We start from the raw sequence: 22,421 nt of genomic DNA on the forward strand, positions 1-22,421 counted from the left end.
GCCACCCTTTAAAGAAAGCGTAATAGCTCACTGGTCGAGTCGGTCTGCGCGGAAGATTTAACGGGGCTAAGCGATGAACCGAAGCTTGGGGTGCATAACTTTGGTTATGCGCGGTAGAGGAGCGTTCCGTAAGCCGTTGAAGGTGGATTGAGAAGTCTGCTGGAGGTATCGGAAGTGCGAATGCTGACATGAGTAACGATAATGCGGGTGAAAAGCCCGCACGCCGAAAGCCCAAGGTTTCCTTGCGCAACGTTAATCGACGCAGGGTGAGTCGGCCCCTAAGGCGAGGCAGAAATGCGTAGTCGATGGGAAGCTGGTTAATATTCCAGCACCTCGCGTAAGTGCGATGGAGGGACGGAGAAGGTTAGGTTGGCCGGGCGTTGGTTGTCCCGGTGAGAGAGTTGAGGCGGTTCCCTTTGGCAAATCCGGGGGAGCAACGTTGAGACTAAGGACCAGCCCATTAGGGCGAAGCAACCGATATCACGCTTCCAGGAAAAGCTCCTAAGCTTCAGCTTACGCAGACCGTACCGTAAACCGACACAGGTGGGCAGGATGAGAATTCTAAGGCGCTTGAGAGAACTCGGGTGAAGGAACTAGGCAAAATAGCACCGTAACTTCGGGAGAAGGTGCGCCCTTTCTGGTGAATAGCTGGGAGGGGCCGCAGTGACCAGGCCGCTGCGACTGTTTATCAAAAACACAGCACTCTGCAAACACGAAAGTGGACGTATAGGGTGTGACGCCTGCCCGGTGCCGGAAGGTTAATTGATGGGGTCAGCCGCAAGGCGAAGCTCTTGATCGAAGCCCCGGTAAACGGCGGCCGTAACTATAACGGTCCTAAGGTAGCGAAATTCCTTGTCGGGTAAGTTCCGACCTGCACGAATGGCGTAACGACAGCGGCGCTGTCTCCACCCGAGACTCAGTGAAATTGAAATCGCTGTGAAGATGCAGCGTTCCCGCGGCAAGACGGAAAGACCCCGTGAACCTTTACTATAGCTTTACACTGAACGTTGAGTTCTTCTGTGTAGGATAGGTGGGAGGCTATGAAACGCAGGCGCTAGCTTGCGTGGAGCCATCCTTGAAATACCACCCTGAAGTGCTTGACGTTCTAACCTAGGTCCGTAATCCGGATCGGGGACCGTGTATGGTGGGTAGTTTGACTGGGGCGGTCTCCTCCCAAAGTGTAACGGAGGAGCACGAAGGTACGCTCAGCGCGGTCGGACATCGCGCACTGTGTGCAAAGGCATAAGCGTGCTTGACTGCAAGATCGACGGATCAAGCAGGTACGAAAGTAGGTCTTAGTGATCCGGTGGTTCTGTATGGAAGGGCCATCGCTCAACGGATAAAAGGTACTCCGGGGATAACAGGCTGATACCGCCCAAGAGTTCATATCGACGGCGGTGTTTGGCACCTCGATGTCGGCTCATCACATCCTGGGGCTGTAGTCGGTCCCAAGGGTATGGCTGTTCGCCATTTAAAGTGGTACGCGAGCTGGGTTCAGAACGTCGTGAGACAGTTCGGTCCCTATCTGTCGTGGGCGTTGGAGATTTGAGAGGGGCTGCTCCTAGTACGAGAGGACCGGAGTGGACGAACCTCTGGTGTTCCGGTTGTCACGCCAGTGGCACTGCCGGGTAGCTATGTTCGGAAGCGATAACCGCTGAAAGCATCTAAGCGGGAAGCGCGCCTCAAGATGAGATCTCCCGGGACTTTAAGTCCCCTAAAGGAACCATCAAGACCAGGTGGTTGATAGGCAGGGTGTGTAAGTGCAGCAATGCATTGAGCTAACCTGTACTAATGATCCGTGTGGCTTGACCATATAACCTCAAGTTGCTTTGGCTTCCGATACGTCGGGACCCTTCGCCAAAAACTTGCTACAATTCCCGACCCATTCGCCGACACGGAATCCATCCCGTGAAAGCAACCCAACGAGAGCGTGTGCGCGACTCAGTAAATCGAGATCCGCGACCCTCCACCCTCTCCCTGGTGATAATAGCTGTGTGGTCCCACCCGATCCCATTCCGAACTCGGAAGTGAAACGCACATGCGCCGATGGTAGTGTGGCTTAAGCCATGCAAGAGTAGGTCATCGCCAGGGGCTTTACCCCGAAACCCCCAGCCAACCGGCTGGGGGTTTCTTTTTGCGCGTGTGGAAAGTTAATGGCGGAATTATCTGCGCTAGCGGGCCCCGGGTGCGCTGGCGCTTACCCGGGCTACCCGGGGTGATGCGTAGCCCGGGTAAGCGAAGCGCACCCGGGATCCAGCACCCAATCAGAACGTAGCCCGGGTAAGCGAAGCGCACCCGGGATCCCAGCACCCCAACAGAACGTAGCCCGGGTAAGCGAAGCGCACCCGGGGAAACTCCGTCACGCCACAGCGCGCAACGTCACCACCAGCACATCGCGATGCGACGGCTGCCCGGGATCCTGCGCTTCCACCGCAGTCACCCCATGGAACACCCGTGAGTCATCGACGAGCGCCGCATCCATCGGATGCGTCAGCGTGAAGCTGCCCAGCTCGCGGCCGTCGGCCGCGTGGATCGTGGTGGTCCCGCTGACGATGTTGTGGCGATCGATCAGCAGCACCAGGACGTAATTGACGCCATCACGGTGCACGCCTTCCGGCGTCGGCTGGCCGGGTTCGCCGGGGCGGGCCTCGATGCGGAACTGGTGGACTTCGATATGCCAGGCCGCGACCTCCGGCGACAACTCGCCATAGAAGTCACGGCAGAACGCCAGGACCGTGCGCAGGCTGACGCTCTCGGCGATCTCCGCCAGCACCGGTTCGAACCAGCGCTCGATGCCGCCTTGCAGGTTGTTGTAGTCGCGACTCTGGTAATGGGGCTGATGCGGCTGGCGCACGATCGCGCCACTGCTGCCGGCGGCGAACACCGCGAAACGGCGGGTGCGGTGGTGGCCCACGCTGGCCAGGTACGCATCCGGCGCCAGGTCGTTCCAGCTGTCGGCGAAGCGCGCCCAATCGTCGAGCGCATGCCGCTGCTCGAACAGGTCGAGCATCACGCTGCCGGTGACGAAGCTGAAGCCATCGCGCCTGAGCGTTTCGCGCAGGTCGGACAGGGCGGATTCGGAGGGGGTTTGCATTCTGGAAATCAGGGGGTGATGTGCAATGCCGCCTGCACCAGCAGCCACACTACGCAGACGAAACCGCCGGCCCATGCCGCGCTGCGCAGCAGGTGGCGACCGCTGATGTAGAGCAGGCCGTGCAGCACGCGAAACACGATGAACACGATCGCCAGCGTGCCGATCTGCGCATGCGGCACGCCCGCCAGCTGGGCCATGACCACGCCCGCGGCGAACGGTGCGAATGCTTCGTAACTGTTGAGCTGGGCGGCGCTGGCGCGCAGCGAACGCTGGCTCTGCTGGCGCTCCTGCCAGCGGCGCGGATCGCGGTTGTCGTAGCGCTCGCCGCTGGCCTTGGCGATGGCGACCCAGAGATAGGGCAGGACGGCGGCGATCAGGACACAGACGTAGGCGGTGGCAAGCGTCATGGCATTCCCCGGCTGAACGAGGCGCCAGCGTAGCCGAAAACGACAACGGCGCCCCAATCGGGGCGCCGTCGTTGGCCGTGCAATGGCGGGCGGATTATTTCGCCGCGGGCTTCATCAGCTTGTCGTGTGCGGCGCGGAAGGCATTGCCCTCGTACCAGTTGGGCCACTGATCGTTCCCCGCCAGGGTCTTGCCGACACCATAAAGCGCCTCGAGGTCCTGGATGACGCCCTCGAGCTTCCACGCCGGGTCGTACTGGTCGCCGGGCTTGTGGTAGCGGTTGTCGCGATAATCGACCTGCGCCTTCTGCCCGGCCTCGGTACCGCCATCGACCAGGTCGTCGCCGCCCTTGGCATACAGCGCGGGTACGCCGGCCTTGGCGAAGTTGAAGTGATCGGAGCGGAAGTAGAAGCCGTCTTCCGGCGTGGCTTCCGCATGCAGTACGCGCTGCTGCCCATCGGTGACGGTCTTGAGGATGTCCTCGAGCTCCGAGCTGCCGAAGCCGACCACGGTCATGTCGCGGGCCTTGCCGATCACCGGCATCGCATCGAGGTTGATCACCGCCACGGTCTTGTCGAGCGGCACCGTCGGGTGGGCGACGTAGTACTTGGAGCCGAGCAGGCCCGACTCTTCCAGCGTCACGGCCAGGAACAGCAGCGAGCGGTCCGGCGGCGGTTGCTGCTTGCTGAAGGCTTCGGCGATCTCGAGGATGCCGGCCACGCCAGTCGCGTTGTCGATCGCACCGTTGTAGATGGTGTCGCTGCCCGCCGGTGCGGCTTCGCCGTGACCTTCGTGGCCGTGGTTGCCCAGGTGGTCCCAGTGCGCCATGTAGACGATGGACTCGTCAGGCCGCGTCGCGCCGGGCAGGCGTGCAATCACGTTGCGCGAGGCCTTCTCGCTGATCGTGCTCTTCAGGTCGACCGACAGCTTCGCCTGCAGCGGGATGGCCTTGAATCCGGGCTTGCCGGCGGCCTTGTAAAGTTCGCCGATGTCCTGCCCGAGCGACGACAGCAGGGAGCGGGCGACATCGCCGGTGATCCAGCCCTGCACCGGCAGGCGACGTTCGGGATCGTCCTTGGCCGGCAGGTCGAACTGCGCGCCCGACCAGGAATTCTTCACCACGTCCCAGCCATAGGAAGCACCGTCGTTGTCGTGGATGATCAAGGCCGCGGCGGCGCCCTGGCGTGCGGCTTCCTCGAACTTGTAGGTCCAGCGGCCGTAGTAGGTCATCCGCTTGCCTTCGAACAGCTTCGGATCCTCGCTGTGGAAACCGGGATCGTTGACGAACATCACCACGGTCTTGCCCTTGACGTCGACGCCGGCGTAGTCGTTCCACTTCTGCTCGGGCGCGTTGACGCCGTAGCCGACGAACACCAGCTCGCTGCCGTCGACCTTCACCTCGTTCTTGCCCGTGCGCGTGCCGATCACCATGTCGCTGCCGAACTTCAGCTCGCGCGGCTGGCCCTTGACGTCGAGCTTGAGCACGGTGCCTTCGTCGGCCTGGGTCTCCACCATCGGCACGGTCTGCACATAGCTGTCGCCGTTGCCGGGCTGCAGGCCCATGCGCTTGAACTGCGCTTCCAGGTAGGCAACGGTCTTGTCCTCGCCGGCACTGCCGGGGGCGCGGCCTTCAAACTCGTCCGATGCGAGCGTCTTCACGTGCTCGGCGAAGTCGGCGGCGTTGATCGTGTCGCCGAAGGGATGGCTGCTGGCGGGGTCGGCGGGAGCGGGGGCGGGCGTTGCCGCCGTCGGCGCTTCGGCCTCGGGCCTGGAACACGCGGCCAGCGCGAGCGTGCCGACTATGGCGGCGGTGAGCAGGGAAATGCGGGACATGGGACCTCCGGAATGGACCAACCGCACCGGCCTGGCGGCAGGTGCGGATTTTCCATTCTAGGCCGCGGATCCGGCGCGAAGACGTGCCCGATTGCGCAGAGCGTCACTCCGGCGGCAGCACACCGTCGTAGCGCACCGCGGTGGCGCCGGTGATCGCGCCGGTCTTGGCGGTGCTGTGCACGTACAGCGTGACCTTGCGTTCGAACACCAGCGGGCCATCGACCACGGCATTGGGCCCGATGATCACCTTCGGGTCGCGCTTGTTCATCGAGAACCAGCTCTGGCTCGGCTTGGTGTAGTGGATGCGGCCCTTCACGTGCGAGTCGACGCCGACGGTGAGGTCGCCGTTGACGGTGGTGATGTCGCCGCCGACATCGGTGTCGACCAGGCCGATCGCGCCGTTGACGGTCTCGATGCTGCCGCGGACGTCGCCGTTGCGGTCGACGAACACGCCGCCGTTGACGGTTTCGAGCTTGCCGTCCAGACGGCCCTTCTCGCCGACGCGGATGCTGCCGTTGACGGTTTCCAGGCCGCCGGCCTGGACGCTGTCGCCGGCGCGGATGCTGCCGTTGACGGTCTCGGCGTCGCCGGTGCGGGCGCCATCGCCAATGGTGATGCTGCCGTTGACCGTCTCGAGCTTGCCGGCCTGCTGGCCTGCATCGACGGTAATGCTGCCGTTGACCTTCTCGATGTCCTGGGCCGCGAAGGCGGCAGGCGCGGACAGGGCGAGGGCGAGGGGGAGTACAAGAGCGGGGCGGATGCGCATCGTTCGGGATTCCATTATGGAGACAGGCATGACTGGGGCAGCTTCAATGCAAGGGATGCGGTGAGGGCGGCTTCGGTTTACGCCGCTTCGCTACAATCGCAGCCAGCGCCGGCCCAGGCCTGTGCCCGAAGTCACCTTATGTAACGTCTCACCCCTTCAACGACCAGGGAAATCCCGACGTGTCAGCCTCCCCCGTGCGCCCCAAACCCGTTGTCCTGCTGATCCTCGACGGCTGGGGCCACCGTGAAGACCCGACCGACAATGCCCTGGCCCAGGCCACCCTGCCCAACTGGCACGCCCTGCTGGCCAGCGCCCCGCACACCCTGATCCACACCGAAGGCCGCCACGTGGGCCTGCCGGACGGGCAGATGGGCAACTCCGAGGTCGGCCACATGAACCTCGGCGCCGGCCGCATCGTCTACCAGGACCTCACCCGGGTCGATGCCGCCATCGAAGACGGCAGCTTCTTCGGCAACGAGGAACTGCGCACGGCCTGTGCCGCGGCGCAGAACAACGGCGGCACGCTGCACGTGATGGGCCTGCTCTCACCCGGCGGCGTCCACAGCCACGAGAACCACATCTTCGCGATGCTCGAACTGGCCCGCCAGGCCGGTGTCGCCAAGGTCGCCGTGCACGCCTTCCTCGACGGCCGCGACATGCCGCCGCGCTCGGCCGAGCCCAGCCTCAAGCGCCTGCTCGATGTCTGCCAGAAGCTGGGCAACGCCCGCGTCGCCAGCGTCAGCGGCCGCTACTACGCGATGGACCGCGACCAGCGCTGGGACCGCGTGCGCCGCGCGTGGGACGCGATGGTCGAAGCGCGCAGCGAGCACGTCACCACCGGTGCCGTGGAGGCCCTGCTGCAGGCCTACGAGCGCGGCGAGAACGACGAGTTCGTCGCGCCGACCGTGATCGAAGGCAGCGTGCCGATGGCCGATGGCGACGCCGTGGTGTTCATGAATTTCCGCGCCGATCGCGCGCGCCAGCTCACCGCGGCGTTCGTCTCGCCGACGTTCGACGGCTTCCAGGCGCGTCGTCCCGCGCTGTCGCGCTTCGTCTGCCTGACCGAGTACGACGCGCGCCTGCCGGCGCCGGTGGCGTTCGGCCCGGACGATCTGCGCAACACCCTGGGCGAAGTGCTGGCCGCCAACGGCCTCAAGCAGCTGCGCATCGCCGAGACCGAGAAGTACGCACACGTCACCTTCTTCTTCAGTGGCGGTCGCGAGGATCCCTACGAAGGCGAGACCCGCATCCTGGTGCCGAGCCCCAAGGTCGCCACCTATGACCTGCAGCCGGAAATGAGCTGCCCGGAAGTCACCGCCAGGCTGACCGCGGCGATCCGATCCGGCGATATCGACGTTGCCATCTGCAACATCGCCAACCCGGACATGGTCGGCCACACCGGCGACATCGCGGCGGCGATCAAGGCAGCCGAAGCGGTCGACATCGCCATCGGCGCGATTGCCCAGGCGGTGCGCGACACCGGTGGCGCACTGCTCGTCACCGCCGACCACGGCAACCTGGAAATGATGCGCGACGCCAGCACCGGGCAACCGCACACGGCGCACACCGTCGGTCCGGTGCCTTTCGTCTACCTGGGCCCGCGCAAGGCCACGCTGCGCGAGGGCGGCGCCCTGCGCGACGTCGCCCCGACCATCCTCGACCTGCTCGGCCTGCCGCAACCGGCGGAAATGAGCGGCAAGAGCCTGCTGGCGGGCTGACCGCAACGATGCCGACTTCCTCGACGATGCGATTGCTGCGTGCGTTCGCCATCGTTGCCTTCTGCTTCGCCACCACGGTGGCGACGCCGGTGGCCGCGCAGAGCAGCCGCGAGGCCGAGCGCAAGCTGGAGAAGATCCAGCGCGAGCTGAAGTCGGTCGCCGATGAGCGTCGCAAGATCGAGGGCCAGCGCGGCGACGCCTCGCGGCAACTGCGCGCGGCAGACGAAAAAGTCGGCCAGTCCAACCGCCGCCTGCGCGAGATCGAGACACGCCTGGCTCACGAGCAGTCGTCGCTGCAGCAGTTGCAGCAGCAACGCGAAACCCTGCAGGCGAAGATGGTGGCGCAACGCCAGGAGCTGGCACAGCTGCTGCGTGGTGCCTACCTGCAGGGCCAGGATGCGCCGCTCAAGCTGCTGCTGGCGCAGGACAGCGTCGCCGAGGGCGGCCGCACGCTGGCCTACTACGGGTACCTGCAGCGCGACCGCACCCGGCGCATCGCCGAACTCAGCACACAGCTGAAGGAACTCGACACCATCGAGGCGCAGATCGTGCAGCGGCGCAGCGAGCTCGACAGCACGCGCCTGCAACAGCGCAGCCAGCTCGGCGACCTGCAGTCCGAGCGCAAGGAGCGCGCGGCGCTGGTGGCCTCGCTTGACCAGCGCTACAAGGACCGCAGCTCGCGCGAACGCGCGCTCGGTCGCGATGCCAAGGGCCTGGAACAACTCCTGAAGAAACTGCGCGTCGCCGCGGCCCGTGCCGAAGCGCAACGACGCGCCGCCGCCGAACGTGCCGCACGCGAGGACGCGCGACGCGGCAGCGGCGAAACCACGCCGCGCAAACCGGTGGTGGTCGCCAGTGCGCCGGCACCGCAGGTGGGTGGGCTCGGCTGGCCGGTGTCGGGCGCGCTGCTGGCCGGGTTCGGCGCCACCATGCCCGACGGGCGCGGCAGTGACGGTTTGCTGATCGCCGCCAGTGCCGGCGCACCGGTCAAGGCGGTCGCCGACGGCACCGTGGTTTACGCCGAATGGATGACCGGCTACGGCCTGCTGCTGATTGTCGACCACGGCAACGGCTACATGAGCCTGTACGCGCACAACGACGCGCTGCTCAAGGACGTCGGCGCCAGCGTCAAACGTGGCGATACCGTGGCCACCGTCGGCAACTCTGGCGGCCAGGGGCGGCCGGCGCTGTACTTCGAACTGCGCCGGAATGGCGCGCCGGTGAACCCGGGCACCTGGTTGCGGCGATGACGCCTGAATGCACGTCGGCCGCCGGTCCGATGGATTAACGAAAGGCTTCCATTGCCCGCCGCGAACGTGCCCATAATCGAGCTGTCTGACCTGGTTGTTGTCTACGTCCACCGCGGAGTTTCTGCATGTCCCTGCGCCGCCTCGTCCTGGTTCCGCTTGCCCTGGCCGTTGCGGTCGCATTGCCCGCTGCAGCGCAGGAGGCCGTGCCTGAAGCCGGTCCGCCGGACGCCGCGACCGCGCCGATCGAATCGCCCGACGCCGAGACCACCGAGTCCAAGGTGCCGCTGGAAGAGATCCGCCGTTACGTCTCGGTCTACAACGCGGTCAAGCAGGCCTATGTCGAACCGGTCGGCGACGACAAGCTGATGCACTCGGCGATCCGCGGCCTGCTGTTCGACCTCGACCCGCACAGCGTCTACCTCGACAAGGACGACGCGGAAAGTTTCGAAGAGCAGTCGCGCGGTGCCTACGACGGCGTCGGCGTGGAACTGATGCGCCAGCCCGATGGCAGCCTGCGCGTGATCGCGCCGATCGACGACACGCCCGCCGCGCGCGCCGGCATCAAGGCCGGCGACGTGATCACCTCGATCGACGGCAAGCCGTTCAAGCCCGACGAGGGCGACAACTCCGGCCCGCTGCGCGGTGCCGCCGGCAGCAAGGTCACGTTGACGATCGTGCGCGAGGGCAAGGACAAGCCGTTCGACGTCACTATCCAGCGCGAGACGATCCGCATCGCCAGCGTGCGCAGCAGGATGCTCGAGCCGGGTTACGGCTACATCCGCATCAGCGCGTTCCAGGCCGACACCGCGGCAGACTTCGAAACCAAGATCGAGGCGCTCAAGGCGCAGGCGGGCGGCAAGTTGCGCGGCCTGGTCATCGACCTGCGCAGCAACCCTGGCGGCCTGCTGACATCGGCGGTGCAGATCGCCGACGACCTGCTCGACAAGGGCAAGATCGTCAGCACGCGCGGCCGCATCGCCATCAGCGATGCCGAGTTCTCCGCGACGCCAGGCGATCGCCTCGGCGGCGCGCCGCTGGTGGTGCTGGTCGACGCCGGTTCCGCCAGCGCGGCGGAAGTGCTGGCCGGCGCGCTTCGCGACAACTCGCGCGCGCGCATCGTCGGCAGTCGCACCTTCGGCAAGGGCTCGGTGCAGACCGTGCTGCCGCTGGACAACGGCGACTCGGTCAAACTGACCACCGCGCGCTATTACACGCCCAGCGGCAAGTCGATCCAGGCGCTCGGCATCACGCCGGACGTGGTGCTGCATCCGGCCAAGGCCGAGGACAAGGGCGTGCGCAACCTCACCGAGGCGAGCCTGCCGGGCCACCTGCGCGGCGATGAGGAAGGCGATGGCCAGCCGGGCGACAACGCCGGCGACGTGCTCGATGGCGATGCACCGATCACCGCGGCACTGGTCGAGTTGAAGAAGCCGGTGGCGAGCAACGCCAAGCCGGCGGCGAAGCAATAAGGCAGCAGTCAGCGCGGCTTTGCAGGCAGCGGAAACGGCGTGACCACTTTTTCACCGGTGGTCGCGTCACGAATTGCCGACTGGCCTTTGCGCTCGACTTCCTCGACCCGGACGATGCTGTGCATCGGCAGGTGCAACACGCGGGTGTTGCCGAACTCGTCGCGCAGACGCTCCTCGGTCGGATCGATCACCACGCCATCGTGGACGTCGAAAACCAGCTCACCGACTTCGGTGAAACCCCACAGCGCACCGGATCCGACTTGACGGGCATACAGCTCGTACACCTTGCCGGCGTTGAGGAAGGTCACCTTGTAGAGGGGCTTGGCCATGGTGCAGGGAGAGTCCGGATTATGTGCTGCCGCGGTTCGAGCGGCGGTAGACCAGACAATGGGGCGGCAACCCTGTCTTCTCAAGTTTGAGTGTCTGGCTGGGCGTGGCGGTCGTTCTTACAGACCGCGCTTTCGGCGCAACCGCCTGGCAATGCCAGCACGCGCGATCAACGCGAACGCACCGCCGAAGGCGAACCCCGCCAGGTGCGCCGACCAGGCCACGGCACCAAAGGCCGGGCCGATGAAGGTGAAGAGCAGCTGCAGCAGCGCCCACACGCCGATCAGCAGCGGCGCCGGCACCTTCACGAACTGCAGGAACAGGCCCAGCGGCACCACCACGCCCAGCTTGGCGCTCGGGAACAGGGCGAGGTAAGCGCCGATCAGGGCCGACACCGCGCCACTGGCGCCGATGATCAGCCGGTCCGGCGTCGCAATCGCGATCACCGCCGCGAGGTTGGCCACTGCCCCGCCCAGCAGGAACAGCATCAGCAGCCGCCACGGGCCCATCGCCCGCTCGGCCGGCAAGCCGAAGATCAGCAGGAACACCAGGTTGCCCAGCAGGTGTGCCCAGTCGGCGTGCAGGAACAGGGCGGTGAACAGGCGCAGCGCCGCGCCGGTGCGCAGCGAGGTCCACCACTCATCGGGCGAAGCCAGCCCGCCGGACAACGCGCCCCACTCCAGCAGCAGCCGTCGCTGGTCGGAGTCCGGCAACAGTTCGACCCCGATGAAACACAACCAGAGGATGCTGAACAGGGCGGGCGTGGCCCAGCGGAGCGGGGTGCGCTCCCGGGTCGGGATCGAGACGAACACCCCTAGGCCCCCCGGCCCGGGAAGTGCTGGTCGGACCGCGTTTTGGCTTGCGTGCAAGTGCGGACGGGCATGCCGGCTATTGTTAGCTTCGGGTTAACTGCCGCGCTATAGTGCATACGGCGTCGTACGTCGGGAGGGGTTTCCGGCGCGCATCTGGCGCCCGAATCGGCCGGGTGCCAAGGCAATGACGGCCGCGGAAGACATAAATACTCCAATGGAGACTACACGCATGCAACACGTTCAACGCTTCACCCGCCTGTCGGCGCTGGCTCTGGGCATCACCGGCGCACTGGCATTCGGTCAGGTCCACGCTTCTGCGTTCCAGATCAAGGAAAACAGCGTCAAGGCACAGGGCCGTTCGTTCGCCGGCTCGGCGATCGCCCCGGGCGACGTCTCGGTTGTGTCCAACAACCCGGCCGCCATGGCGCAGTTCGAAGGCACCTCTTTCCAGGCTGACGTCACCGTCATCGACCTCGGCTTCGAGTTCACCGGCAGCGGCAACGACGCGCTCGGCCGTCCGATCACCGGTGGCAACGGCGGCGACGCCGGCGACGTGATCCCGGTCCCGTCGATGGCCTTCATCCACAAGTTCGACAACGGCATCGCCCTCGGCGCCCAGGTCGACGCTCCGTTCGGCCTGAAGACCGAATACGAGGCTGGCTGGGTTGGCCGTTACTACGCCGACAAGTCCGACCTCAAGACCGTCGACCTGACCCTGTCGGCCGCGCTGGACATCGTCCCGGACAAGTTCTCGGTCGGCCTGGGCCTGATCTACGAGCGCGCCGACGTGACCCTGTCGAAGGCCGTCGATTTCGGCAGCCTGCTGTTTGCCAACCCGGCCACGCGTCCGCTGCCGTTCGCTCGCCCGCAGGCGGCTGACGGCCACGCCGAGATCGAAGGCGATTCCACCGGCATGGGCTGGTTGATCGGCGCCACGCTGCGTCCGACCGAGAAGCTCGGCATCGGTATCTCGTACCGTTCGGAAATCGACCACGAGATCGAAGGCACCGCTGACTGGACCGTTCCGGGCAACGTCGCCGCCGTGTTCGGCGCCAGCCCGACCACCCGTCCGCTGTTCCAGGACGGTGGCGCCAGCGCCGACCTGACCACGCCGTCGGTCATGACCGTGTCGGTGTCGTACCAGTTCACCGATCGCTTCTCGCTGCTGGCCGATTACTCGGAAACCGGCTGGAAGTCGCTGCAGCAGATCAACATCGACTTCGCCAACCCGGACCCGAACTCGGTCGAGAACTTCCACTGGGATGACACCCGCTTCTATTCGCTGGGTGGCGAGTACAAGTTCAACGACCAGTGGACCTTCCGCGCCGGTTGGGCCTACGACGAGACCCCGACCACGTTCGCCACGCGCACTCCGCGCCTGCCTGACGAAGACCGCACCTGGTACTCGGTCGGTGCCAGCTGGATGGCCACGCAGAACCTCGAGGTCAACTTCGCTTACACCTACCTCGACGTGAGCAACCCGCAGATCGGCCTGCGCGACGGCGGTCACACGCTGTTCGGCGAGTACGACGCAACGATCAACCTGTACGGCGTTTCGGCCAAGTACAACTTCTGATCCAGCGTTGCGTCACACGCGGGAGTCGCGATGGCTCCCGACGTGCCGACACTGCATTGAAGAACGGCCCGTCATCTGACGGGCCGCTTCTTTTTGGTGATAGGCATTCCGTGATCGCTTCACTCAGAGGAACTGAACGGGGAAGCAAGTCAGGCGCCACCGCAAAATCAACCAGTTGTCACGTCGATGTCATCGATGTCATGTCCTTGCGGACGGATGTCAGGTCCATGTCACGCCAGCGGGTGCCCGATAAGGCGATGTAACGGCTTCACACCCGGAGCCGTCCATCCATGCAACCTGCGAACCAGCGCCGCCTCCAGCGGCACGTCCTCACCGCTGCACTTCTCTCCGTCCTGACCCTCCCGGCCTACGCCGGCGTGAACTGCCAGCTGGTCGACGCCGCGGGCGCACCGCTTGCGCTGGACAGTTCGGCGCCGGGCAACGAAGCCCTGGCCTGCGGTCCCGACGCCAAGGCGATCGGTGACGGCTCGACCGCCGTCGGCGACGAGACCACTGCCGAAGGCAAGAACGCAACCGCCATGGGCTCCTGGATTGACCTGGACGGTGACGGCCTGGTCGACGCCAACGAGATCACCTGGGCCAAGGGCCTGAACTCGACCGCAATGGGCGCCGCCGCCCAGGCCGTGGGCGACAACAGCACCGCCATTGGCGTGCGCGCGGTGACCGCCACGGCCGGCAGCGTCGCCATTGGCAACCAGGCCGGTGCCTTGCATGCAGGTTCGACCCAGGTCGTCACCGACGTCAACACGAACGGTACCGGTGGCTTTACAACGACGACCGGGCCGTCCACGCCGACCACGCCTCCGGGCAGCAGCAGCAACAGCATCGCCGTCGGCACCAGTGCCAGCGCGAACGGCAGCAACTCGATCGCCATGGGCACCAACGCCAAGTCTCGTTCCATCAATGGAACCGTCACGTTCAACGAAGACAAGAGCACCGGCGACACCATCATCACGCGCACCACCACCAACGTCGAGTCGCCGACCACCAACTCGGTCGCGATCGGCAACAATGCGGCGGTCAACGGCACCGGCTCGATCGCCCTCGGCAACGGCGCGACCGTTGATGGCAACAAGATCACCAGGTGGCAGAGCCCGTCGTATGGGCCCTTCACCTTCAGCACGTCGGAATCGGCAGTCAACTCTGTCGCAATCGGCAACAATGCGCGCTCGATGGGCGACAACAACGTCGTGATCGGCGCCGGCGCCCAGACGGCCGGCGACTTCTATTACTCGCCCTACGACGTCGTCTGGCAGGACATGAACTCCACCGTCATCGGCGCCAATGCCTACGTCAACCGGGGCATGGGCACTGCGGTGGGCTACTCGGCCTTCGTCAATGGCCGGAGCGGCGCTGCCATCGGCTACGCGGCGACTGCGGTAGGTCAAGGTTCGACCGCCGTGGGCGGCTGGCTCGATTGGGCGCAGGCATTCGGCGCCCCGCCGGTAAGCGGCCCGGGCAGGACGTTCAGTCCCTACGGCAAAGCCTACGCCGTGAGCCTCGGTTCCTCGAGCTTCGGTGGTGGCGCTTATGCATGGGGCAACTACAGCACCGCCGTTGGCGCTGCAGCCAGTGCTGGAGATCGCGACAGCGAGTACAACCCCGGCCAGCCGACCTCGCAGTTCGACTCGCTCGACCCGACCGTCATCGGCGGCGCGACGGCGCTGGGCTTCAAGGCGAGCGCGCAAGGCCGTGCGAGCGTCGCCGTCGGCAACCAGAGCATTGCCTACAACGCCGAAGCCGTCGCCGTTGGCTCGGAGTCGGTCGCCTACGGCCTGGACAGTATCGCCGTGGGCACCAACGCCGTCTCGACCTGGCACAAGAGCATCGCGATCGGCGAGAACGCCTACGCCGACGGTTACACCGGCACGGCCAACATTGCCTTCGGTAAGGATTCCAAAACCGCGCCGGGCGTGAGCGGCGAGACCAGCAACGCCATTGCGTTCGGCACCGGCGCGCTGGCCAGCGAAACTGCAGCGCTGGCGATGGGCAACGCCGCCCAGGCCAGCGGACTGAACGCCACCGCCGTGGGCAATGGTGCGCAGGCGCTGGCCGACAGCAGCGCGGCTTTTGGTGACAGCAGCCAAGCCACCGGCGCCTACGCCACGGCATTGGGCAACTACGCATATGCCGCAGGCGAATCGTCCGTGGCATCGGGCACCAACGCCTTCGCCACGGGTCTGAACAGCATCGCCAGCGGCTATACCAGCTACGCCGGCGGTGACGACTCCGTCGCGATCGGTAGCTATGCCGTCGCTGAAAGCAGCGGCAGCCTGGCGCTGGGAAGCGGTGCCACCGTGTACGGCCTGCAGAGCGTCGCCGTCGGCCTGAACTCGACCGCTGAGCGCGACGACGTCGTGTCGGTCGGCAGCGTCGGCAGCGAACGCCAGATCATCAATGTCGCCGATGGCGTGGAAGCCACCGACGCGGTCAACAAGGGCCAGCTCGACGCCATTGTCGTCAGCGTCGGCGGCACCATCGGCGCACAGCTGGACACCGTGGCGACCGCACTGGGTGGCGGCGCAGCCGTGAACACCCAGGGCATCACCGCGCCGAACTTCTCGTTCATGGGCGGCAACTACAGCAACGTCGGCGCCACCTTCAGCGCCATCGACGCTGCATTCACCGGCCTCAACAACCGCGTGACCTCGCTGGAAACGGCGGTGGCCAACCCGGCACCGGGCACCGGCGGCGCGCCGACCGGCACCGGCAACGGCCTGGCCATCGGCACCGGTTCCAACGCCACCGACGTCAATGACACCGCCATCGGCAACGGCGCCAACGTCGGCGCTGCCAACGGCACTGCGCTCGGCAACAACGCCATCGTTGACGCCAGTGCCGAAAACGCCGTCGCCGTCGGTGCCGACAGCCACGCGAGCGCCAGCGATTCGGTCGCGTTGGGACAGGGGTCGGTCGCCGACCAGGTCAACACAGTGTCGGTCGGCAACGCCACGCAGCAGCGCCGCGTGACCAACGTCGCCGCCGGTACGGCCGGCACCGACGCCGCCAACGTGCAGCAGGTGCAGGCCGGTGATGCCGATACGCTGGCCTCGGCCAACGCTTACACGGACACCACCGCGACGCAGACGTTGACCCGTGCCAATGCATACACCGACAGCAAGCTGCAGTCCTGGAACGACAGCTTCGACGACCTGCGCAACGACCTCGGTTACCGCCTGAAACAGCAGGACGAGCGCATCGACCGCCAGGGCGCGATGAGCAGCGCGATGATGAACATGGCGATCAACGCCGCCAACTCGCGCAGCCCGCGCGGCCGCGTCGCGGTCGGCGCCGGTTGGCAGAACGGCGAGAGCGCGCTGTCGGTCGGCTACTCCAAGGCCATCGGTGAGCGTGCCTCGATGAGCATCGGCGGTGCCTTCAGCAGCGACGACAGCTCGGCCGGCGTTGGCTTCGGTATCGACCTGTAACCCCTCCACGGCAACGCACGGCGCCCTTTGAGGGCGCCGTGACCACTCTTCGCATTCGTAGGAAACCGTCATGACCTTCCGCCGTACTGTTCTCAGCCTGCTGATCGCAGGAGCCTGCACGCCGGCGTTCGCCGGCACTGTCGACCTGACTTCCCTCGACGACGCCACGCTGTCCCCTCGTTTCATCGTCAAGTACAAGAGCGGCAGCGCCGAACGCGAACAAGCCACCGTGCGCCAGCGCTCGCTGGACGCCGCCGCCACCCGCGCCCGCCCGCAGATGGGCGCGAAGATCTCGGCGCTTCAGGGCAATGCCGCGCTGCGCGTGCAGTCGCTGCGCGCCACCGTCGGCGGCAAGCACGTCGTCAAGGCGTCGCAGCGCCTCAACCGCAGCGAAGTCGAGGCGCTGATGCGCGCGATTGCGGCCGATCCCAATGTCGAGTCCGTTGCCGTCGATCGCCTGATGCACGCCGCCGCGGTTCCCAATGACCCGGTGCTCGCCAGCCACCAGATGTGGCACTACGGCACCGGCGCCGGCGGCGCGCGCGTGACTACCGCATGGGACAAGGGTGCGACCGGCGCGGGCGTGGTCGTGGCGGTGATCGACACTGGCGCCACCCACCATGCCGACCTGGAAGCGAACCTGCTGCCTGGCTACGACTTCATCACCGATGCCTTCGTCTCGCGCCGTGCCACGGATGGTCGCGTCGCTGGCGGCTGGGACACCGGCGACTACAGTGCCGCCAACGATTGCGGCGCCGGTGCGCCGGCCAGCAACAGCAGCTGGCACGGGACGCACGTGTCGGGCACGATCGCCGAAGTGACCAACAACGGTGTCGGCGGCGCCGGCATCGCCTACAACGCCAAGGTCGTGCCGGTGCGGGTGCTTGGCCGCTGCGGTGGCTACACCTCCGACATCAACGACGCCATAGTCTGGGCCGCCGGTGGTCACATCGAGGGTGTGCCGGACAACCCGAACCCCGCCGAGGTCATCAACATGAGCCTGGGCGGCGCACACGAGTGCGAGGTCGACACGCAGACGGCGATCAACACCGCTGTCGGCCTGGGTGCGACGGTCGTCGTGGCGGCCGGCAACGACAACTCGCCGGTGACCGGGCATGCGCCTGCGAGCTGCGCGAACGTCGTCACGATCGGCGCCACCGGTGCCTCGGGCCAACGCGCGAGCTACTCGAACTACGGTCCCGGTATCGATCTGGCCGCGCCGGGCGGTGCCGGCACGGAAGGTGTCCCGGGCGGCTACATCTGGTCCACGCTCAACAACGGCACCACCGTTCCGGGCAGCGACATCTACGCCGGCTACACCGGCACCTCGATGGCGACGCCGCACGTCGCCGGCATCGTCGCGCTGATGCAGAGTGTTGCGTCGCAGCCGCTCACGCCTTCGCAGGTCGAAGGTCTGCTCAAGGCGACCGCGCGTCCGTTCCCGGTCAAGCAGTCGCAGGCCAACGGTTCGGGCATCGTCGACGCATCGGCCGCGGTCGAGCGCGCCCGCACGTTCGGTCAGCCGATCGACGGACTGCCGACCACGCCGGGCATTGCGATGGTCCTGCCGCCGATGGCCACGGGTGATCGCGACCTGTACTCCATCGATGTTCCGGCGGGCGCGACCAGGATCGAGATCACCACCTATGGTGGACGCGGCGAACTGCAGCTGATGGTCGGGTACGAGAGCGACCCGCTGCCGGCCCAGAACGCCGGTGCATCCAGCCGTCCCGGCATCAACCAGGCGATCACGGTGGTCAATCCGGCACAGGGGCACTACTACCTGGCGATTGGCGCGACCAAGGACACCAGCGGCGCGCGACTGCTGGTCAAGGTGAACTGATGTGAAAGCGATCCGCGCAATTTCAGGGACTGCGCTGCTGTTGCTGCCGTTGCTGGGCTTGTGCGGGTGGCGTTCGGCGCAGGGACGCGAAGTCCCTGCGCCAACGCTGTTGCCGGCCGGTCACGGCACCATGGTCAAAGTGGGGGCGGCCGACGCCGGCCGCGAGATCCGGCTGGCATCGGGCCAGTTGCTCTCTGTCGACCTGCCGGCCACTTCGGCCTCGGGCTATTCCTGCTGGGTAAGCGGTCCGGCGGGGCGTGTGCTGGATATCGAGCGAGAGCCCGCGCGGGCGATCCTCAGCCGCACCTGGATCTTCCGTGCTGGCGAGCACGGGCGCGATGAGCTGCGGTTCGACTGCCACCAGGAGCTGTCCAGCGAACCGGTGCGCCGATACGCATTCCAGATCCAGGTCGAGTGACGGGATTAGAGGACGATGGCTCTGCATTAGGATATGACTCTCCTACGGCAGCAGGGCAGGCCGGGCGCATGCGCCTCACGCGGTACAGGTTTGGCGAGTTCGAACTCGACCCCGGATCGCGCGAGTTGTGGCGTGGCGACGAGCGTATTCCCCTGCCGCTCAAATCCCTCGAATGCCTGGCCTACCTCGTCGCCAATCGCGAGCGGGCCGTCGGGCGCGATGAACTGATCTCCGCCGTCTGGGGTCGCACAGAGGTCAGCGACACGGTCATCGCGCAGACCATGCGTCGCGCGCGCAAGGCGCTGGACGACGCCGGCGATCGCCAGGCGATGGTGCGGACGGTTTCGGGTTTCGGCTATCGCTGGGTGGCGCCCGTTGAGGTTGTGGAAGCACTGCCGGCCGACGTGGTCATACCCGAAACGTTCGTACTCCCTGCCCAGGATCCGCTTCAGCCACCGGCACCTCCGGCGACCCCCACTCCACCGCAGCTGTCGACGGCACCGGCTGCGCCTGCATCCGGTAGCGCGGTGCCTGCGCACAAATGGAAGTGGGCCGGCGTGGCGCTGGTGGTCGTCGTCGCGCTCGCCGCTGCGGCCTGGTGGACTTTGCATGACCGGACCGACGTGGCGACCAAAGGCAAGTTCGACAACGATCTGGTAATCGTCCTGCCAGTCACTGTCGAGCCCGCCGATCCGGAATTCACCTGGGTTCGACTCGGAGCCATGGAATACGCCGCCGGACGTCTTCGCGCGGGCGCGCTCAAGGTGGCTCCCAGCGAGCAGACATTGCATTTGAGTTCGTCGCTGATGGCGCGCCCGGACCAGACGGGTCAACGGGAACCAGACGAAGCCACGATGAAGCGTTTGCTGGAGCAGAGTGGCGCGCGCTGGATGCTGGTACCGCAGGCGCTGCAGGAGCGCGGCCGCTGGCGCGTGCGCTTGCTTGCGGTCAGCAGGCAGTCGGACGTGCAGGTTGAGGCTCAGGGCGATACGCCACTGCGCGCCATGGCCGTGGCCACGGATGCCTGGCTGCGCCGTATCGGTCGTTCGCCGTCGCTCGCCGCGCCCAGTGCGATCACCGAACGGCTGCAGAGAATTGACGCCGAGCTCGATGCCGGCCAACTGCAGGCCGCGCGCGAGCAGATCGCAAAGGCACCCGCCATGCAGCGCAGCGATGCACGGATGCAGGTGCGCGAGGGACAACTGGAGTACCGCGCCGGGAACATCGAACGGGCCCAGAGGCTGTTTGAGGGAGCGCTTGCCGTCGCCGGACAGTCCGCAGCCACGCGTGCCAAGGGATTGATGGGCCTGGGCGCTGTGGACTTGCGGCAGAACCGGTTCGCCGATGCGCAGCGACGTTACACCGATGCGTTGGCGGCGCTTCAGGCGGTCGGCAACGATATCGATGATCCGACCCTGGTCGGCAATGCCTACAACGGCCGCGGGGTGGCCCGCATCCAGGCAAACGATGTTGACGGGGCAATCGCCGACCTGGGCATGGCACGGATCGCGATGCAACAGAACGGCGATCTTGTTTCCGCAGCGATGGTGGGCTCCAACATCGGCCAGATCGAATCCATCCGAGGCCACTTGCCGCAGGCCGTGCAGGAGTTCGATCGATCCGACGAAGTCTTCCGGCGCTTCCAGGTCCACGACTACCTGGGCGCCACCCTGGCGGCAAAGACCGGCGCGCAATTACGGATGGTGCAGTCGGCGCAGGCCCTCCAGACGATCGAAGAGGCCGCCGCCCTGGCCAAAACCATCGAAGATCCGAACCTGGTCCGCAGGATCGACACGTTGCATGCGAGCGCTCTCTTGAGCAACGGCAAGATCGATGCGGCCGAAGCCGTCCTGCGCACGATGCTGGCCGCCAATGCCGAAGACACCGACGGCGTTCTGGCTGGCCTGGCCATGGAGATCGCGCTGTCGCGCGGTGACCGCGGTGAGGCCGCGCGCATCGCGTCGCGGGCTCGCTCGTCGTCTTCCGAAACCGACCTGGAAACGGTGCTGGTGGCCGCGCAGGCTGCCGGTAGCACGGCCGACGCCGAAGCATGGAGCTCACTGATCGATTCGGGAATCTTCGAGACCCAGCGCAACCAGACCTGGGGGGCGCCCCTCGCCAAAGGCATCATTGAGCGAAGGTTTGGCAGCCCAGTGTCCGCGCTGGCTGCCGCTGCCAGGGCTACGGAACTGGCCAATCGAGAGGGTTCCCCCAATGACCGCGTGAGAGCCGGTGTATTGCGGGGCCTGTTGCTGCTGGAGAATGGAAAACCCCAAGCCGCCAGTGCTGTGCTGGGTGAGCTCGATGCCTATGTATCAGTCGACTATCGGGTGGCGTGGTTCGCGTGGCACTTGTATCGACACGGTAACAACACCGCCGTCGCCGAGCGTGCACGCCTTCAGGCCGAGGCCCTGAGCGGGCAGCGTTCGCTGGATACCGAGCCGCTGCTTTAATGCAGGTCATTCACCGGGGTTGCTTGCGCGCTGCACCTCGAACTTCACTTCTACCCTGCGGTTGGGCAGCAGGCATTCGTGTAGCGACTTGGCGGGCACGCCTTCGCATGACTGCACCGGTTCGCTGTCGCCGCGCCATTCGTAGCTGATGACTTCCGCCGGGATGCCCTGCGCGACCAGGTAGTCGCGCACGGACATCGCGCGGCGCCTGGACAGGTCCTCGTTGTACTGGCGGTTCGGGCCCTGGATGCGATCGGCGTGGCCGGTCAGACGCACGGCGGTGACCTTCAGCTTCTCGTCCTTCACGCGCGCCAGCGCTTCGGTGACGGCGCGCATCGAATCGGGGTGCACCCGCTGCATCGAATCGCGGTCGAAGTCGAACAGTAGGTTCGCTGTCAGCTCCATGTTCTGCGGCACCGGCGTGCAGTTGCGGGCCAGTGCCTCGGCGTCGTTGACGTAGTCCTCGGCCATCTGCACGTACGGCTTGGCGTGGCGCCAGCCCTGCTGGTTGAACTCGTTGCCGGCGTGCACCAGCTCGACTTCGCCACAGGCCATCGCCTGCTGCGCGCACTCGTAGCCAGGCGTTCCGTAGATGGCGCCGAAGCGCTTCCACAGGTCCTCGCGCAGGCGGGTAGCGTTGTTCACCGCCGGCGTCTCGTTCGGCAACGGCGTTACGCCCTGTTCCATCGCCGTGATCAGCTTCGTGGACTCGCTGAGTGCCTCCTGCGGGAAATCGCTGCGATCATTGCGGCTGTACTCGTGGAACGAAACATCCAGCCAGCACTGCGCCTTCGACAGGTGGTAATCGCGCACGGGGCGACCGCCGTCGTTCAGTGCCTGGATGCGGTCCTGCGTGGTCTGGTACAGCGAGTTGTCGCGGTAGATCGATTCGTCGGTGATCCGGGCCTTGGTCGGGGTCAGCTGCGTATCCGATTCCTGCGCGATGGCAGGCGCCTGCGCGAGTGCCAGCAGCAAGCCGATCAACAGTGGCGTCGATGCAATGGTCAT

General features: G+C 66.1%; 15 protein-coding genes and 2 rRNA genes (1 of these 17 cut by a window edge). 10 read left to right on the plus strand and 7 right to left on the minus strand.

Annotated features, from left to right (window positions below; all coding sequences use genetic code 11):
- Together ACFOPO_RS05235 and rrf are read left to right on the plus strand one after the other, a co-directional pair.
- A 23S ribosomal RNA gene (locus ACFOPO_RS05235) occupies positions 1-1,813 on the plus strand (it extends 1,054 nt beyond the left edge of the window).
- A 163-nt stretch (positions 1,814-1,976) separates the two neighbouring features.
- Positions 1,977-2,091, plus strand: a 5S ribosomal RNA gene (gene rrf, locus ACFOPO_RS05240).
- Positions 2,092-2,359: 268 nt separating this feature from the next.
- Here rrf and ACFOPO_RS05245 read toward each other — a convergent pair.
- The 4 genes from ACFOPO_RS05245 to ACFOPO_RS05260 form a co-directional block, all read right to left on the minus strand.
- On the minus strand, positions 2,360-3,094 hold the full coding sequence (locus tag ACFOPO_RS05245; RefSeq protein ID WP_386701628.1) for a 2OG-Fe dioxygenase family protein: 735 nt from the start codon (positions 3,092-3,094) through the stop codon (positions 2,360-2,362).
- 8 nt (positions 3,095-3,102) lie between these two features.
- Complete coding sequence (locus ACFOPO_RS05250) at positions 3,103-3,501, minus strand: MAPEG family protein (RefSeq protein WP_386701631.1); 399 nt, start codon at positions 3,499-3,501, stop codon at positions 3,103-3,105.
- 94 nt (positions 3,502-3,595) lie between these two features.
- Entirely contained in the window at positions 3,596-5,332 is a 1,737-nt protein-coding gene (locus ACFOPO_RS05255) for a M28 family metallopeptidase (protein ID WP_386701633.1), read from the minus strand.
- A gap of 103 nt (positions 5,333-5,435) precedes the next feature.
- Positions 5,436-6,092: a hypothetical protein gene (locus ACFOPO_RS05260; protein ID WP_386702670.1), complete on the minus strand. Its 657-nt coding sequence runs from the start codon at positions 6,090-6,092 to the stop codon at positions 5,436-5,438.
- Between the two features lie 185 nt (positions 6,093-6,277).
- On the opposite strand from ACFOPO_RS05260, the gene gpmI reads away from it, so the two are divergent.
- From gpmI to ACFOPO_RS05275, 3 genes are all read left to right on the plus strand, one after another.
- The gene (gene gpmI / locus ACFOPO_RS05265; RefSeq protein ID WP_386701635.1) at positions 6,278-7,816 is read left to right on the plus strand and encodes a 2,3-bisphosphoglycerate-independent phosphoglycerate mutase; all 1,539 of its coding nucleotides are present in this window, start codon (positions 6,278-6,280) and stop codon (positions 7,814-7,816) included.
- Between the two features lie 8 nt (positions 7,817-7,824).
- The gene (locus ACFOPO_RS05270; protein WP_386701637.1) at positions 7,825-9,066 is read left to right on the plus strand and encodes a murein hydrolase activator EnvC family protein; all 1,242 of its coding nucleotides are present in this window, start codon (positions 7,825-7,827) and stop codon (positions 9,064-9,066) included.
- 125 nt (positions 9,067-9,191) lie between these two features.
- Entirely contained in the window at positions 9,192-10,535 is a 1,344-nt protein-coding gene (locus ACFOPO_RS05275; protein ID WP_386701639.1) for a S41 family peptidase, read from the plus strand.
- Between the two features lie 8 nt (positions 10,536-10,543).
- Here ACFOPO_RS05275 and ACFOPO_RS05280 read toward each other — a convergent pair whose 3' ends face one another.
- Both ACFOPO_RS05280 and ACFOPO_RS05285 read right to left on the minus strand, forming a co-directional pair.
- Positions 10,544-10,864, minus strand: a complete 321-nt coding sequence (locus ACFOPO_RS05280) for a DUF1820 family protein (RefSeq protein WP_386701641.1) — start codon at positions 10,862-10,864, stop codon at positions 10,544-10,546.
- 117 nt (positions 10,865-10,981) lie between these two features.
- Positions 10,982-11,674: a rhomboid family intramembrane serine protease gene (locus ACFOPO_RS05285; protein ID WP_386701643.1), complete on the minus strand. Its 693-nt coding sequence runs from the start codon at positions 11,672-11,674 to the stop codon at positions 10,982-10,984.
- Positions 11,675-11,903: 229 nt separating this feature from the next.
- On the opposite strand from ACFOPO_RS05285, the gene ACFOPO_RS05290 reads away from it, so the two are divergent.
- From ACFOPO_RS05290 to ACFOPO_RS05310, 5 genes are all read left to right on the plus strand, one after another.
- Entirely contained in the window at positions 11,904-13,250 is a 1,347-nt protein-coding gene (locus ACFOPO_RS05290) for an OmpP1/FadL family transporter (protein WP_386701645.1), read from the plus strand.
- A gap of 290 nt (positions 13,251-13,540) precedes the next feature.
- Positions 13,541-16,699, plus strand: coding sequence for a YadA-like family protein (locus ACFOPO_RS05295; protein WP_386701647.1), 3,159 nt, complete (start codon positions 13,541-13,543; stop codon positions 16,697-16,699).
- Between the two features lie 70 nt (positions 16,700-16,769).
- Positions 16,770-18,542, plus strand: coding sequence for a S8 family peptidase (locus tag ACFOPO_RS05300; protein WP_386701649.1), 1,773 nt, complete (start codon positions 16,770-16,772; stop codon positions 18,540-18,542).
- A 1-nt stretch (position 18,543) separates the two neighbouring features.
- Positions 18,544-18,960, plus strand: coding sequence for a hypothetical protein (locus ACFOPO_RS05305; RefSeq protein ID WP_386701651.1), 417 nt, complete (start codon positions 18,544-18,546; stop codon positions 18,958-18,960).
- A 68-nt stretch (positions 18,961-19,028) separates the two neighbouring features.
- Positions 19,029-21,413 (plus strand): winged helix-turn-helix domain-containing protein, encoded by a 2,385-nt coding sequence (locus ACFOPO_RS05310; protein WP_386701653.1) that lies wholly within the window; start codon positions 19,029-19,031, stop codon positions 21,411-21,413.
- A 6-nt stretch (positions 21,414-21,419) separates the two neighbouring features.
- On the opposite strand, the gene ACFOPO_RS05315 is transcribed toward ACFOPO_RS05310, so the two are convergent.
- Positions 21,420-22,421, minus strand: a complete 1,002-nt coding sequence (locus ACFOPO_RS05315; RefSeq protein WP_386701655.1) for an OmpA family protein — start codon at positions 22,419-22,421, stop codon at positions 21,420-21,422.

The sequence above is a fragment of the Lysobacter sp. GCM10012299 genome, assembly GCF_042649405.1.
In the GTDB taxonomy this organism is placed as follows: Bacteria; Pseudomonadota; Gammaproteobacteria; order Xanthomonadales; family Xanthomonadaceae; genus Lysobacter_J.

Bases quoted from the DNA above. Each gene is read 5' to 3' on its own strand.
- ACFOPO_RS05245 (WP_386701628.1), bottom strand. From the start codon at position 3,094: ATGCAAACCCCCTCCGAATCCGCCCTGTCCGACCTGCGCGAAACGCTC.
- ACFOPO_RS05250 (WP_386701631.1), bottom strand. From the start codon at position 3,501: ATGACGCTTGCCACCGCCTACGTCTGTGTCCTGATCGCCGCCGTCCTG.
- ACFOPO_RS05255 (WP_386701633.1), bottom strand. From the start codon at position 5,332: ATGTCCCGCATTTCCCTGCTCACCGCCGCCATAGTCGGCACGCTCGCG.
- ACFOPO_RS05270 (WP_386701637.1), top strand. From the start codon at position 7,825: ATGCCGACTTCCTCGACGATGCGATTGCTGCGTGCGTTCGCCATCGTT.
- ACFOPO_RS05275 (WP_386701639.1), top strand. From the start codon at position 9,192: ATGTCCCTGCGCCGCCTCGTCCTGGTTCCGCTTGCCCTGGCCGTTGCG.
- ACFOPO_RS05280 (WP_386701641.1), bottom strand. From the start codon at position 10,864: ATGGCCAAGCCCCTCTACAAGGTGACCTTCCTCAACGCCGGCAAGGTG.
- ACFOPO_RS05290 (WP_386701645.1), top strand. From the start codon at position 11,904: ATGCAACACGTTCAACGCTTCACCCGCCTGTCGGCGCTGGCTCTGGGC.
- ACFOPO_RS05295 (WP_386701647.1), top strand. From the start codon at position 13,541: ATGCAACCTGCGAACCAGCGCCGCCTCCAGCGGCACGTCCTCACCGCT.
- ACFOPO_RS05300 (WP_386701649.1), top strand. From the start codon at position 16,770: ATGACCTTCCGCCGTACTGTTCTCAGCCTGCTGATCGCAGGAGCCTGC.
- ACFOPO_RS05310 (WP_386701653.1), top strand. From the start codon at position 19,029: ATGCGCCTCACGCGGTACAGGTTTGGCGAGTTCGAACTCGACCCCGGA.
- ACFOPO_RS05315 (WP_386701655.1), bottom strand. From the start codon at position 22,421: ATGACCATTGCATCGACGCCACTGTTGATCGGCTTGCTGCTGGCACTC.